Origin of the sequence: Veillonella parvula (assembly GCF_036456085.1) — a bacterium.
Classification (GTDB): Bacteria; Bacillota; Negativicutes; order Veillonellales; family Veillonellaceae; genus Veillonella; species Veillonella parvula_E.
Map to the genome: position 1 here is coordinate 1,035,001 of NZ_CP138632.1, position 15,388 is coordinate 1,050,388.

Genomic DNA, 15,388 nt, shown 5'->3' on the forward strand with positions numbered 1-15,388 from the left:
TTGAATAGCTCATTATTTGTTGTCGTTACATTGAAGTAACTTTGAATTATGGTTGGTTTTGACTATGTCAAAACCCGCACTCTGGCATATGTTCAATCATATGATTGATTACCTATCATTGTTCAGTTTTCAAAGATCTGTTACGTTAGTTCTGCGCCCTAACGACTTGTATAGTATATCAATCTAACCTTAAATCGTCAACCTCTTTTCCAAAGATTTTTCAACCGATTTTTGATTAAATTTATACTCACAATCATAACCAAAATCTCTAAAAATAGAGATAGAAAACTCACAAACCGAAGTTTGTGAGTTTTAATTTGGTGACTCACCCGCGACTCGAACGCGGGACACCCTGATTAAAAGTCAGGTGCTCTGCCAACTGAGCTAGTGAGTCATGTTGGCAGGGGTGGCTGGGATCGAACCAGCGCATAACGGAGTCAAAGTCCGTTGCCTTACCACTTGGCGACACCCCTACAGTGATTACGATGTGTAGGTTATGGGGTGAGTAGTGGGGATCGAACCCACGCGTAACGGAGCCACAATCCGCCGTGTTAACCGCTTCACCATACCCACCACCTTGTAGGTATCGAAGACATTGTCTTCGTAACAAAGAGAATTATATCTTTTCTAGAGATTTGTGTCAACACCTTTTTCTCAATTTCATTAATTTTTACAAACGAAACTTTTAATTGTGTTATCTCTAATATAAGCCCTTTAATCCCCATATAAATAAGGAAGCACTATCGGAAACTTTCGTTTCACAAATGGTGCTTCCCCATTATACATATTATTTACTTAGTTGGCAAATAATTTTTTACAAAATTTGGCAATGCAAATGCAGCTTTTTGAATATCTGCATTATAATACTTAGTTTCAAAGTTTTGTTCACGGTTTGGAGTCCATGTTAGAGGATCAAATGTTTTGGAACCCAATGTAAAACAATGCATTCCTGCAGGATAGATTGGAATAAAAGCTGTATATAAGCGAGCAATTGGGAAATGGCTATTAACGTAACCAAAAACTTTTTCCACTAATGTTTGATGTAACATCGGAGATTCTGTTTGTTGTACAAACAAGCCATCAGCTTTCAAAGCTTTTAATGTATTCTTATAGAATTCTTCTGTAAATAAGCCTTCACCAGGACCGATTGGATCGGAACAATCCACGATAATTACATCATAGTAATCTTCTGCTTCTGCCATGAAACCAATACCATCACCAATTTTTACAGTCAATTTAGGGTGGTTTTCAATCATAGCTTTAGCAATAGTTGGTAGATATTGTTTTGCCAACTCTACAACCTTACCATCGATTTCAACCATTGTTACTTCTTTTACACAATCATGACGTACACATTCTCTAGCTACGCCACCATCACCACCACCGATAATCAAAACGCGCTCAGGATTAGGATGTAAGAACAAAGGGATATGGCTCATCATTTCATGATAGATAAACTCTTCACGCTCAGATGTTTGGAACACGCCATCTAAAGCGAGCATCATACCATACTCTTTTGATTTAAAAACTTCAATTTTCTGGAACTCAGATTCCCCAGAGTAAAGCACTTCTTCCGCTTCAGCGCTTAGACGTAAGTGAGGTGTTTGTTCCTCAGTAATCCATTGACTCATGTAGTACCTCCTACTATTTATACTACAATACGCATCGCAAATCACTGCGATGCGTATGTATATTACTTTAATTGCTCTATTACTTACTCTTTGCGACTAATGTAACAGAATCCACCACCTAAAATAGTGTCTTTCATCCAATTCGCCAAAGAGAAATCACGAATTTCACCTTCATCAAAGATTCCACAGCGGATATCATCGCCGTCCATAAACATCTTGTGAATCGGAACCCAATGCCAGGTATAGAGAGCCTTCTCTTTTCCTTTATGACGATTTAAAAATGCTACAGGTACATCCTGTGCCAATGCATCATGTATAAACTGAGCTGCAGCCTCCACCTCTACGCGTGATGCACAGAACGGAGATACATTCAACATATGTACATCATAAGATAGGCTTTTATCCTCGAGTAAGCGAGTAAGACCACGTTCCATCCATTGAGTTTTATAAACACCACCACCAAAACGTGGCTTTACATATTTCCAAACTAAGTTCATCCGTTCTAAAGCAAGCGTTTGGTCGGATGTGGTTTCTAGATCTAATAAGCCATCCCTAAATAGCGAATAGCCCAATACTTGTGATGCCGATGTAGGCCCACAACCAGACAAGCGTTGCCACTCATCAGTGAACCACTCTTGGTCATACCCATATGATGTTTTACCATTTACATCGATATATAGCCATTCTGGATGTTTAATAGATACTTCATTCATGAGATTAACCTTTGATTACTTCTACAGTTTCCATGATAGCACCTTGTTGGATACCATCAACTACATCCATACCTTCAATAACTTTACCAAATACAGTATGTACACCATCTAAATGAGGTTGTGGCTCATATACAATAAAGAACTGACTACCACCAGTATTAGGGCCACGGTGAGCCATAGATAAAGCACCTCGCTCATGTTTATGCGGATTGCCAACTAATTCATCTTTAATTGTATAGCCAGGACCACCTGTACCGTTGCCATTAGGACAACCACCTTGTGCTACGAAACCAGGAATTACACGGTGAAAACGAAGGCCATTGTAGAAGCCTTTGTTAATCAAGTCGATAAAGTTTTGTACTGTGCCAGGCGCTTCTTTTTCAAATAATTCAATTACGATATCGCCGCCGTCAGCCATATGGATTTTCGCTTTTTTCATTGTTCAGGTACCTCCAAAATTGTACGCAACACATGTGCTGCTAATATAAAACCTGCCACTGGTGGCACAAAACTACATGTCCCAGGACTTGTGGCATCACCACGGAACTGTGGTTTTGTCGGTTTTTCAGTAGAAAATAAAACTAATTGTTTTTTTATACCCCGTTTTTTGAGTTCCCGACGCATAACGCGTGCCAAAGGACATGTATGAGACTTATTGATATCTGCAATCATAAGTTTTTCTGGGTAAAAGCGATTACCTCCGCCCATACAAGAAATAACAGGGATGCTTTCACGTTGACAAACCTCAATGATATTAAGTTTCGCCGTTACCATATCGATGGCGTCAATAACATAATCAACGTTCAAGCTTTGAATAAATCCAGGATAGTTTTCCTCAGTATACATAATATCATGAGTTTCTATCACCACATCAGGATTGATAGAAAGAGCTCGCGCCTTTGCTACCTCTACCTTACGTTCCCCAATCGTATTATGAGTCGTAATCATTTGACGGTTCAAATTGCTAGGCGCTATGGAATCTCCATCGATAATGACGATGCGACCTACACCAGCTCGCACCAATGCCTCAAGGGCACCACCACCTACGCCACCTACACCAAAGAGCGCGATAGACGTGTCTCTTAATGTTTGGATTTTATTGGGACCAACCAACCACTCTAAACGGGTTAACATATATTCCATTAATATTTACCCGCCGGAATGATTTCTGTCCAATATCCATCTGGATCTGCTATGAAATAAATACCCATATCAGCATTCTCATAAGCAACAACGCCCATTTCTTTATGCTTTTTAAGAGCCGCTTCATAGTCATCTACATAGAATGCCAAGTGGAATTCATTATCCCCCAAATTATAAGGACGATCCCAGTCACGCAACCATGTAAGTTCTAATTCATGTGCTGTATAAGGACTTTTTAAATACACGAGGGTAAAAGCACCGCTTGGATCTTCCAAACGACGAGACTCCTCGAGCAATAATGCCTCTTTATAGAATGCTAGACTTTTATCAAGGTCTTTAACATTTATATTATTATGAGCAAACGAAAACTTCATAGAACCCCCTTCGTAAATACAGGATGTTTTTGTAGGAATTCTCCTCTTTTTATAGTAACACATTTGGCAAATCTATATCTAGTTTATGATATCTAGTTAATAACAAATTTTGCCGTACTACCGTCGTCACCTCGAGTCACTTCTAAATGAGCAGGTATACGAGACTTTAACTCAGGTACATGAGAAATGATGCCGATGAGACGTCCTGACGATTGCAACTGTAACAATGTTTCCATGGCGAGTTCCAATGTATCTGGATCGAGTGTACCAAAACCTTCATCAATAAACATCGTATCCATATGGATGCCACCAGCATAACTTTGGATAACATCCGCTAATCCCAAGGCAAGCGCCATAGAGGCCAAGAATGTTTCACCACCAGATAAGGTATTTGCTGGCCTAGATTGGCCTGTAAAAGCATCCATAACCGCCAAGTCGAGGCCTTGCTTGCCACGACCACCACCTGTATAGTCGGATCTTTCCAAGGAATATCTGTTGCGACTCATCTTCTGAAGTCGTAAATTAGCAGCATATACAACCTCATCTAAAATAGCCCCCAGTACATAGCGTTCAAAGGTAACATTTTTAAAGCCTTGCTCCCCACCATTAGCGAGATCATTTAATCGGCTTAAGAACTTCACCTTTTCACGAGCCTCACCCATTGCAGCTTCAAGTTCTTCTAATGAGTTGAGCGTAGTTTCGATATGCTTTGTTTCTTTATCCCATGCCGCAAGATTACCTACTAATATATCTCGATGCTCTACTGCTGTAGAATAAATTTCATCAGTAATAATATCACTTGGCTTAACCACAGTTTCTGTGGCTTTTAATGCCGCATCATATACAGCTTGTGCTTTATTAAAGGCTTCAGTCAAAACGTTCAGCTGTGTTCTATAGATCTCTATCTCTTTAATCTCACGTAAAGACTCTACAAAATCATTCTCTGTTAAAGAAATGGATTGTAATGACTTTGTATAATTCTTATACATCAAAATAAGATTTTTTGTTTCTTCTTTTACTTGAGAGGACAAAGTTTCTAAGCGTCCGCGTTTGGCATTCAATTGTTCTCGAGCAGTATCTAAATTAGTTTTGCTAACTTTCACCTGCTCATCGTAGAGTGTAATATCACTATCCAATGACTCTAGCTGTTTTTGCCATGCATCTATATCCGCGGTTGGTAAGGTTTTAGATAGAGCATCAATATTAGCTTGTACTGAGCTAATGCGAATCTCCAAGTCGTGTAGATTTTTAAGTAATTCATTATGGGCAAGCTCTAAAGTTGCCAACTTATCTCTAGCTACTTTTAACTTGTGCTCATTGTCAGCTATAGTGTTACTTAACAATTCAGACTTATCACGTAAAACTATGAGTTGATCCATTTTAGCTAATAAATCTTGTTGAACAGATATAGCGCTCTCCTCAGAAAAAGCGTCCATAGATAACTTTAGCGTAGAAACTTGCGCGGCTACTTGCTTAGTTAACTCATCAAGACGAGTAACTAAGGTTTTCTGTTGTCCCACTTCGCTAGCTTGCTTTTGCAGTGCCACGTCACGGGTTTTGCGAGCCTCTTCAATTTCATCCTTAGTCGGATACATCTCCGGCTTAGCAGCTAACCGTGGATGATCTGTAGAGCCACAAACCGGACAAGGCTCATTATCTACAACTAAATGAACTAGCTCAAAGGCACGTCCTTCTTGCATTAGATGCTCTAATCGTTCAAGATGTACCTTTGCAACCTGCAAGGTTTCATCTAAAGACGCTAACGTTTGACCTTTATCGTCGATTTCTTTTTGTACCTTATTAATTTCTTCTAGCAATTCAGAATATCTATATAAATCATTTAGTTGCCCTTGAATAACAGTAGTATTCTCTAAAAATTTATTATTATCTTGTAACTGTTTACGCAAAGCTTCTAAGTCGTTTTCTAAAGTCTTTACAAGCTTCCGTTGTTTAGCTAAGGCATCTTCGCTTTTTTTACTATCTAATTCTTCTAAATTACTCTGTAATGTGGACAATTCCTTTTTCAATACATCTAATTCATTAAACTTCTCTGCTTGTTGTTGAAATTGAGCCAAAGTAGTTCTTTTATCTTGTATACTTTCAGCTCGACCTTCTAAGTCACTGTATAAGTCTAAACATTTAGCCTCATGTTGAGTTGCTAGTTCTACATGTTCTTTCGCATCTGAAAGGGCCTGTTCTAAAGTTTTTAATATAGCTTGTTTCTCAATATATTGTTTATATAATTCATGAGTTGGTGCCAAAGAGTTAAGGAACTGAACCTTCTCGCTTAGATTTACACGCTCAGTTTCCCTTGCTTTCACCATGTCAAGTTTCGAAGTAGCCTCAGCAAGAGATTGTTGAGCCTGATTATATAAAGACCATTGATTTCGGAGCACATTAAACTGTTCTACCACGGTTACTGCCTCATCTCGTTCTACCGCGAGAGCATCTCGATGTGGGCCCCGATTTGCTAGTAACTCACGCACATGCTCAATGGTTACCATTGGAGTCGCTCCATCATGAGGGATAGACTGCATAAATGCAGTTTGCTTAGTTAGATTTTCTTCAATACCTGCCTTTGCTTCATCATAAGCAGCCTTCAGTGCTTCTTGTAATTTTCGATATAGCTCCGTTCTAAAAAGTGTATGTAGTAATTCCTCACGTTCACTCGTAGAGGCCACTAGCAACTTTCGGAATTCCCCTTGAGGTAATAGCACAACTTGTAAGAACTGATCCTTACGAAATCCTATAATTTGCTGAATAGTATCGCGAATGGCGACAGCCGAGGTAGCAATGACCTTCCACTCACCATCTTTCTTCTCATATACAGTAGCGCTAGCATTCTGCTCACGCATCCCTGTACCACGTTTCTTTGCTACCATCTGTTTCGGTAATCGTTCAACACGATATTGTGCATTGCCAATAGCAAAGGAGAAATCGACACGAGTCATACGATGAGGTTCTGCAAAGTCACTGCGAATAGCATCTGTTTTGCGTACTTCTCCACTCGGCTCACCATACAAGGCATACACTATGGCATCTAAGATTGATGTTTTCCCTGCCCCCGTAGGACCAGCAATGAGAAACATGGAATGGTCTTGAAGCTCATTAAAATCTAAAGTGACCGAATCACGATACGGACCAAAGGCTTCTATAGTTAATGATATAGGCTTCATTTAGTCCTCCTTAAGAATTCGGTCCCATACAGAGTTGATATATTGCTGTTCTTTCTCTGTTAAAGGTTCCTTCCACACAGTTTCTGCAAACTGATTAAATAGATCCCGTTCATTTAATTCTTTGAAAATTGCCTCACCCATATCTGCTATAGGCCCTGCCACGCGACCAACTAGATCAATGGTCATACAACGATGATATACCTGGCGCAGTTTAGCCATTCCATCCATAATCGGCATCGTATCAAGTAAACGGGCTTGTACATAATCATCCCTATGTTTAGCCTGCAATGCTTTATCATTTAACAGGTCTTCAAAATATCCTTCCAAAATGACTACGTCTCGCTTCGCCTCTACAGGAATCGTGTTAATATCTACGTTCCCCTTTGTATCCATATCAATGATGGTAAAAGACTTCTTCTGCATATGTTCATCAAAGGAATATTTTAATGGGGATCCACTATAGCGAATATGATCAGCTCCCATTCGCTGAGGCCCATGCAAATGTCCCAAGGCAGTATAGTGAAAGTCTTTAAAGACTTGAGGATTTACCTGTTCACTACCACCTACAGACAAGGTACGCTCTGAGCCCCCTACTTCACCGCCCATAACAAAGGCATGGCTAATGACGATACTGCGCATCCCCTTAGGCACTTGTTTATACAAGTAATTACTCCAAGCCTGATACATTTGGTCATAATTGTGCAGATTCAAAGCGCTTTCGCAATTTTGTTCATAACACGGTGTTACTATGTCAGCAATTTCAATATTGGTAGTTTCTGTATTAGTAGACTCTACATCAGCAAATAAAGCCTCCCCTATGCGTCGGGGCTCACTAAAAGGCATAGGACAAATAGCCACCTTGCCATCTGTCCCTTCAAATTCAAAAGGCTTCAACGCGTGATGAGGAGAGCCCCAAATATGGATACCCGATTGACTCAACATAGAGCGTCCCACTTCAAGACGTTCTGCCCCATCGTGATTACCGCTCACCACAAAGAGAGGCACCTTGTAGTCCATAGCGAGACGAGTGATGATGGAGTCCCACAATTCGATAGCTTCAATGGGTGGCACCGCTCTATCAAAAATATCCCCTGCAAGCAATATGCCATCGATGTTTTCATCTTTCAAAATATTAAAAAACTGATGTTCCAACACATGAGCTTGGTCCTCTGTTAAGTACTGGCCATAAAAAATACGCCCTAAATGCCAATCAGCAGTATGTAAAAAACGCATTTTGTCCCCCTTTCCAGTTCTCCCTATACCTTACACAATGTATGAATTCAAATGCCAAAACAAGCTGTTAGTCCCATAAGTTTATAGAAATTCAATAACTTTATATAACTTTATATAACTTTATATAGCTTTATATAGCTTTATATAGCTTTAATAGCTTTAACAGCTTTAATAGTTTTAATAACTTTGTGTATTTGCAATAACTAGTATAGCATCAGGTATTCTACATATTTATTATATAACTAAATTAACTTCTGTATTTTAATTATTTATTCTCTACGATAGAACGTAGCATAGCAATTTCCTTTGCGTAACCGTCCAATTCATTTGGTGTTTCCAAATAGAATGGCAAGTTCGTCAATTTAGGATGTGTTACAACGCGAGCAATAGCATCGATACCAATATGTCCTTCCCCAATTTTTTCATGACGATCTTTATGAGCACCCATAGGATTTTTAGAGTCATTCAAATGAATGGCTTTCAAACGATCAAGACCTACAATTCGATCGAACTCGTCAATAACGCCATCGAGATTATGTACGATATCATAACCCCCTTCGTGAATATGGCAAGTATCAACACACACACCCATGTACTCTTTTAGTTTTACGCCATCGATGATGCGTGCAATTTCTTCAAAACGAGAGCCAATTTCTGTACCCTTACCAGCCATTACTTCCAAGAGGACTGTTGTCTTCATACCTGGGAATAAGATTTCATTCAAGCACTCTACAATGTACTCAATACCTTGATCTACGCCTTGCTTCACATGGCTACCAGGGTGAAAGTTATACATTTGACCTGGCAAATATTCCATACGCTCTAAATCTTCCATCATAGATTGCTTCGCAAAAGCGCGTAAATCCTCTTTGGCGGCACATGGGTTATAAGTATACGGTGCATGGGCCAACAAGGTACCAAAGTTGTGTTCTTTCATATATATACTAAGGTTATTCATATCCTCAACATCGAGAGCTCGCATGCTACCACCGCGAGGGTTGCGCGTAAAGTATTGGAACGTATTGCCCCCAATTTTAGTCGCTTCCTTGCCCATATGTAAATAACCTTTGCTAATTGATAAGTGACTGCCTATTACAAACATAATACTCCTCTATATATGACTATACGATTTCTACAATTTTATAATTATAAAACGCCTAACTCTAATATCTATTGTATTATGCTTATAGCTATTTTTGTTACTATAGCTATTCTATAACACTAATAGATAAAGATATATGATAACTAATATAACCCCTGCCGTGAAGGAGCCCTTCAACAACAGGGGTTATCTATTAATGACTTTCTTTTTTTGCACACTCAGGGCAAACACCTTCGAAGGTAATATGTTGACCTGTGATTTGATATTCACTACCTTGATCAGCAATCGTTTTGATAGCTTTCAAATCAATGCCCATCATGTCCTCTACCTTATTACAACGAATGCAACGGATATGGGAATGAGCTTGTGTGTCCCAATCGTAATGAGCGCGCTCATCACCAACTTCTAGAATTTTAACAAGACCGATTTTTTCAAAAATCTCCATCGTCTTATACACTGTAGCCAAGCTCATGCTTGGATGTTCTGGGCGCAACGTATGATACAACATCTCTGCTGTTGGATGATCATGATGACCACGCAAAGCATCATAAATCGCAATACGTTGTGGGGTTACTTTAAACCCCTGACTACGCAAAATTTGTGCGATATCCATAATAATCTACCTTTCTCCACTTGGAAATCTATAAGGCATAGGCCATTATCGACCGTTTACAAGAAATAATTATTATTTATTATATCAAAATTATCAACACTTATCAAGATAAATAGTATTAACTATTAAGTAATCATAACCACCCGTAGAACGGGTGGTTTGCCCTGACCCTATAAGGGTCTTTCTCTAGTGGTGGCCCTCTAAAGAGGGCATTGAATGATCTGACAACCACTCTATTACCACTGGCTGCCCCCTACTCGGGGGCTTTTATTTTGCCTATTTTACCGGCTCACCCGTAAACGGGTCGGTATATTCTTTAAAGTTTAATGTATCTTGTGCTATATCTTCTTGTAACTGATTGCGAATATACTCTTTTATCGCTCCTTCATATCTTCCCACCGTATCCACATAATATCCTCTACACCAAAAATGTCTATTTCCATACTTATATTTTAAATTTGCGTGTTTATCGAATATCATGAGGCTACTTTTGCTTTTTAAATATCCCATAAAACTTGATACGCTTAAATGTGGTGGAATTGTTACTAGCATATGTATATGATCCGGACAGCATTCTGCCTCGATAATTTCTACATTTTTTCTCTTACATAAATCTCTTAGAATTTTACCTACATCAGCTTTTATCCGACCATAAATTATTTGCCTTCTATACTTTGGAGCAAAAACAATATGATATTTACATCTCCATTTACTATGTGATAAGCTTTTTACGTCATTCATTGACATTGAACCTCCTATGTTGAAATGTTGTGGTTGCCAGACCAACTCCATTTTAGCACTAGGAGGTTCTTTCCTTTTCTCTAAGAAATTTTACTGACCCCCAGTTTAACTGGGGGTTTAGTCATGCCTATTCGGCGTACAATAAAAAATGTGGATTGCCCAGAAGCAATCCACATCCTATTAGTCTTTAAAGTAAGGCTTAAAACCTTCACTTTGATGGCGAGTTTTTTTCTCTCCACGCGGACGATCAGATTTACGATCATCTCTGCGACGGTCACCTTTACGGTCATTGCGACGATCACTTCTACGATCATCGCGACTGCGACGTGGGCGGTCATCTCGACGACGATTACCATCACGACGGCGACGATCACTACGACCACTTTCACGACGACGGCGTACGCGCAATGGTTTTTCTTCTGTAATATTTACAGGAGTAGTATCTGGTTCTTTTGTTAACAATTTAAGAGCTGCCGCCAAAAGTGTTACGGAATCTGTATCATTCAACAATTCCTCAGCACTAGATTTGAAAGGCGCCAATGCTTCTAAATTATCTGTCATTTCAACGAGGCTTTCAATTGCCAAACGTTGTTGACCTTCAAGAACTTCACCTAATGAAGGTGCACGACGACGTGCAATTTTACGTTTTGTTAAACGTTCGATAGCATGTAAATGCTCCATTTCACGAGGGATAACGAACGTGAAAGCTTGACCTGCTTTACCGGCACGACCTGTACGACCTACGCGGTGTGTGTAGCTTTCAGGATCTTGAGGCATATCATAATTATATACGTGAGACACGCCAGAAATATCAAGACCACGAGCTGCCACATCTGTAGCCACGAGAATATCAATGGTACCTTCGCGGAATTGGCGAATTACGCTGTCCCGTTTTTGTTGAGACAAGTCGCCATGGATGCCTTCCGCCATGTAACCACGTTTCTTAAGACCTTCTGTCACTTCATCAACACGACGTTTCGTACGCGTGAAAATAATAGCAAGTTCAGGTGTTTGGATATCAAACAAACGACAAAGAACATCGAATTTTTGACGGTCTTGCACTTCGATATAGTATTGTTCGATCAAGTCCATCGTAACTTGAGTCGGTTTCATGCGGATCAATGTTGGCTCTGTCAAATATGTTTCAGCTAATTGTTGGATAGCTTTAGGCATCGTAGCAGAGAACAACAATGTTTGATGGTCTTCTGGGATAGCACCCAAGATTTTATTGATATCATCAACAAAGCCCATATTTAACATTTCGTCGGCTTCGTCCAATACCACAACTTTCACATGGTCAAATTTAATAGAACCACGATCCATATGATCCATCAATCGGCCAGGAGTGGCAACGATGATTTGAGGGTTCTTTTTCAAGGCACGGAACTGACGATTAATATCTTGACCACCGTAGATTGGTAGTGCTGTGATATTCGTGTACTGAGCCATTTTGTTAAGCTCTTCAGCTACTTGAATAGCTAATTCTCGTGTAGGGGATAAAATAACTACTTGAACGTGACGCTCATTCCCGTCTACGCGTTCCAATACAGGCAAGCCAAATGCTGCTGTCTTACCAGTACCTGTTTGAGCTTGACCGATCATGTCCTTACCGCTCATGGCAACTGGGATAGCTTCCTGTTGAATTGGCGTAGGCTCTTCAAAGCCCATATCGTTTAACGCTCTTAGAACAGGTTCGCTAATCATTAATTGTTCAAATTTTTCTAACATCTAAATGTGTTTCCTCCTATCGCGCACGAACTATGCGCATTTAAGTAGTATATCATATTTCGAGGGCGAGCGCTATAAAAGTAATTCTGAATCTAAGCTAAATAGGATTTCTTTTCCCCTTAAAATGTTCAATCAACACAATTCCACCTGATACACATAACAAAACAAGATATGACAAATGAATAGGTATATACAAGCATTCAACAAGAACAACCCATAGAATCAAAATTAATTTAGAAATCCATTTCGTTCTTATTTTATCAGTGATCATAAATATAGATAAATTGATAATTATTTTAATGATTATCGCAGCAATAATAACTAATGTCGTAAATTCTTCTCTATAATCTGTCAGTTCATATAAGGGATATAATAAATAACTTAATAAAACGCTAAGTATTATTAAAAACCAAATATTGAGTCCCTTTAAAAATTTAGATTTACTATAGTAAAATACGCCAACCAAAAGAAAAAGCAAAACACTAAGCAATATTCCTATAATTAATAGATAATCTAATTGAATCATGAATTATACTGTCCTTTAATCATTTTTTTATTTCTAAAAATCATTCCATAAGTGCCCACACAAAACAACACTATATTGATAAAATCTGAATTGATATATTTACTACTAAAAGAACATATTCTTTAATGCATAACCTAAACCAGCAATACCAAATAATATAGAAAAAATAGCAAAAAGGCCACGTTTATAATACAAACTATTCCGCTTTTGATAAAAACCTGTACACATTATAAAAAGTACGAATACGCCCCAAGCAACACCAAAGCGGGCCATAAATACATAATCTTTGTCAATTAGAAATTTAAAATTTAATAGAACTATACTTACAATTGCAATTATTGCTAAATACTTGGTTAAATCGCCAAAAGCTCTATGTTTTTTGATATATTCATATTCTTCATCAATGACACGTTTACTGATCTCAAGTTTATATAACCCCATAGATAAGGATATAGATATAAAAATCCAAATATATCCTAATATTTCAAGTTTATTCATCTTCCACCTTCCACTATATGGTTACCGACTCAAATACTGACGAAGTGTCTGGTTTTCTAACGGCCCTAACTGCAATGCCTTCCGATTTTTAATTGCATCAATGGTTAATGCTTCAAAGGTAATTTTATCAAAATCAGAAAACTCGTTAAAGGAATTAAACACGATGAATCGTTGATTTAGTAAATTAGTTAATACCTCTATGTCTTTCGTTCTTACTTTATTTAGCTCATTTCGTGCATAAGATTCATATCTCTCATCATCTGCATTATTCTTGCTAAACCGACCGATATCAAGACTATCAGAATAATAGCTATATATAGTTTTCTGAGAAAAATCAATTTTAGTCAATTTTCTGAATTCAAAATTATAATAAGCGTTGTTTCTATAAATATGCTCACTACCATACTTACCAATAATAGTTCCTGTAGAAAGATCTACTATATCATTATGCTTAACCATATCTTCCTTTCTATATGATACATAGAAAGGTAGCTTTATAGTATATCCAGCGTGTGGACCTGTATATCGTTTCTCACTATCAAAAAAGATTTCATTCCATATATCTCTATCACTTTCATCAAGACTAGAAATATTAGGATATAACTCATCAAGACTCACATTAAATTGCGTTTCTTTAGCATCTATCCGAGGAATGAAAGTGTTATATTTATTAATATCTTTATTCCAAGCATCTAACAAACTTACATTTTCATCAAAAATACCAATACCGTCTAAAGTTATATAATAAAGTTTATTATCCACCTCATGAACAGCAACTACATTATCAGCAATCTTACGGTTTTCATTGCCATAATATAATCCACTCTCTTGAAGGTCACTTAAATAAATCAGACTATTTTTAAAGTCTCCACTTGCCAAGAAATATATCAATACTCCCAATATGAGGATATAAAGCACTACCATTATGGCAACAATATATCCAATCCATTTAATTACTCTCTTCAAATTCATAATAACCCTCTCTAAATAACACGATTTCATGTGACTACAATTATAACATACCCTATACTTTTACATATAATAGACTATTGTTAAGTACAAAAAAGGCGCCTCTTTCGGGCTGCTTCTTTATTATGGTTTATTGAGAGTTGTGTGGTATTAATCAGCTATATGAGTAAACATTTAATTTAGATATAATATAATTAAAACAGTGTACTCCAAAATGTACTCCAAAATTCCGCCAATAAATTAAACGTGCCTGTTAAGCAATTACGATTTACTAAACTTTCTAAAGTAGTATAAAAGGAATATACAATGAAACCTTTTGCCCTAAAACGATTTATATTATTTCCACTGATTATACTATCCCTCATACTAACAACGGGTTGTCATCTTCTCTCACATTATAGTGAAGATGAGGTACAACAATATATAAATGAGGATTATCCTAATCTAACATATCACTTAGAGTCTCATAGGAACAATAGATGGCAAGTCACCTTTGACAAATATCCACAAATGCCCATTGAAATATCTGAAGCCTTGCATACCTCTGCACCTGTTGTACCACAAGTGGAGCGAATACTGATAACCAACATTCCGTTAATAACTGCATTCCCATTAATGAAAAACTATATAACAGAAGAGGAGTTATCCTATGCTACATACGATACATCTTCTTTGTATATTGAAATGCCTATTCCCTATTCGGCCATACAAAACCAAGATGTAACAAATTTTTACAATCGAATGGATCAATTCTGCAAAGAATATGCAACAACATATCCAGACTTCAAAGAAGATATATATATTAGAGTTATTATAAAACCTTCTGATGGTTCTAATGCACCAGAGGCGTATAGAAAAATATTCCGTTTATCTCAATATTAATAAAGAGGCACCTCTTTCGAGGTGCCTCTTTGTTATAGTTCATCGGAGAAGTTTATATG

15 protein-coding genes and 3 tRNA genes are annotated in these 15,388 nt (G+C 37.9%); 1 reads left to right on the forward strand and 17 read right to left on the reverse strand.

Annotated features, from left to right (window positions below; genetic code table 11):
• Positions 1-318: 318 nt before the first annotated feature.
• From PK1910_RS04905 to PK1910_RS04985, 17 genes are all read right to left on the reverse strand, one after another.
• Positions 319-394 (reverse strand) — tRNA-Lys (locus tag PK1910_RS04905).
• Between the two features lie 4 nt (positions 395-398).
• Positions 399-473: transfer RNA gene (locus PK1910_RS04910), tRNA-Gln, on the reverse strand.
• A gap of 24 nt (positions 474-497) precedes the next feature.
• Positions 498-573: transfer RNA gene (locus tag PK1910_RS04915), tRNA-His, on the reverse strand.
• A gap of 218 nt (positions 574-791) precedes the next feature.
• Positions 792-1,631: a polyamine aminopropyltransferase gene (speE, locus tag PK1910_RS04920; protein ID WP_008602651.1), complete on the reverse strand. Its 840-nt coding sequence runs from the start codon at positions 1,629-1,631 to the stop codon at positions 792-794.
• Between the two features lie 83 nt (positions 1,632-1,714).
• Positions 1,715-2,344, reverse strand: a complete 630-nt coding sequence (locus PK1910_RS04925; RefSeq protein WP_004695338.1) for a hypothetical protein — start codon at positions 2,342-2,344, stop codon at positions 1,715-1,717.
• A gap of 4 nt (positions 2,345-2,348) precedes the next feature.
• On the reverse strand, positions 2,349-2,783 hold the full coding sequence (locus PK1910_RS04930; RefSeq protein ID WP_008602648.1) for a peptidylprolyl isomerase: 435 nt from the start codon (positions 2,781-2,783) through the stop codon (positions 2,349-2,351).
• Positions 2,780-3,487, reverse strand: coding sequence for a tRNA threonylcarbamoyladenosine dehydratase (locus PK1910_RS04935; RefSeq protein ID WP_004695334.1), 708 nt, complete (start codon positions 3,485-3,487; stop codon positions 2,780-2,782). Before PK1910_RS04935 ends, PK1910_RS04930 begins: the two co-directional genes overlap by 4 nt.
• Positions 3,487-3,861 carry a VOC family protein gene (locus PK1910_RS04940; protein WP_004695332.1) on the reverse strand — a complete coding sequence of 125 codons (375 nt, stop codon included), beginning with the start codon at positions 3,859-3,861 and terminating at the stop codon, positions 3,487-3,489. Before PK1910_RS04940 ends, PK1910_RS04935 begins: the two co-directional genes overlap by 1 nt.
• Before the next feature lie 92 nt (positions 3,862-3,953).
• Positions 3,954-7,037 carry an AAA family ATPase gene (locus PK1910_RS04945; RefSeq protein ID WP_058948530.1) on the reverse strand — a complete coding sequence of 1,028 codons (3,084 nt, stop codon included), beginning with the start codon at positions 7,035-7,037 and terminating at the stop codon, positions 3,954-3,956.
• A complete protein-coding gene (locus PK1910_RS04950) occupies positions 7,038-8,270 on the reverse strand; it encodes an exonuclease SbcCD subunit D (protein WP_058948529.1) in 1,233 nt (410 codons plus the stop codon).
• 265 nt (positions 8,271-8,535) lie between these two features.
• Positions 8,536-9,372 carry a deoxyribonuclease IV gene (locus tag PK1910_RS04955; RefSeq protein WP_004695326.1) on the reverse strand — a complete coding sequence of 279 codons (837 nt, stop codon included), beginning with the start codon at positions 9,370-9,372 and terminating at the stop codon, positions 8,536-8,538.
• A gap of 193 nt (positions 9,373-9,565) precedes the next feature.
• Positions 9,566-9,985 (reverse strand): Fur family transcriptional regulator, encoded by a 420-nt coding sequence (locus PK1910_RS04960; RefSeq protein ID WP_004695325.1) that lies wholly within the window; start codon positions 9,983-9,985, stop codon positions 9,566-9,568.
• A gap of 276 nt (positions 9,986-10,261) precedes the next feature.
• Positions 10,262-10,726 (reverse strand): IS200/IS605 family transposase, encoded by a 465-nt coding sequence (gene tnpA, locus PK1910_RS04965; protein WP_038125930.1) that lies wholly within the window; start codon positions 10,724-10,726, stop codon positions 10,262-10,264.
• A gap of 180 nt (positions 10,727-10,906) precedes the next feature.
• Entirely contained in the window at positions 10,907-12,454 is a 1,548-nt protein-coding gene (locus PK1910_RS04970) for a DEAD/DEAH box helicase (protein WP_004695322.1), read from the reverse strand.
• A gap of 97 nt (positions 12,455-12,551) precedes the next feature.
• Positions 12,552-12,980 carry a hypothetical protein gene (locus tag PK1910_RS04975; RefSeq protein WP_004695321.1) on the reverse strand — a complete coding sequence of 143 codons (429 nt, stop codon included), beginning with the start codon at positions 12,978-12,980 and terminating at the stop codon, positions 12,552-12,554.
• Between the two features lie 105 nt (positions 12,981-13,085).
• A complete protein-coding gene (locus PK1910_RS04980; protein ID WP_004695318.1) occupies positions 13,086-13,478 on the reverse strand; it encodes a hypothetical protein in 393 nt (130 codons plus the stop codon).
• Positions 13,479-13,499: 21 nt separating this feature from the next.
• Positions 13,500-14,450 carry a hypothetical protein gene (locus tag PK1910_RS04985; protein ID WP_021148458.1) on the reverse strand — a complete coding sequence of 317 codons (951 nt, stop codon included), beginning with the start codon at positions 14,448-14,450 and terminating at the stop codon, positions 13,500-13,502.
• Positions 14,451-14,753: 303 nt separating this feature from the next.
• On the opposite strand from PK1910_RS04985, the gene PK1910_RS04990 reads away from it, so the two are divergent.
• On the forward strand, positions 14,754-15,329 hold the full coding sequence (locus PK1910_RS04990; protein ID WP_058948040.1) for a hypothetical protein: 576 nt from the start codon (positions 14,754-14,756) through the stop codon (positions 15,327-15,329).
• The last annotated feature ends 59 nt before the right edge of the window (positions 15,330-15,388 follow it).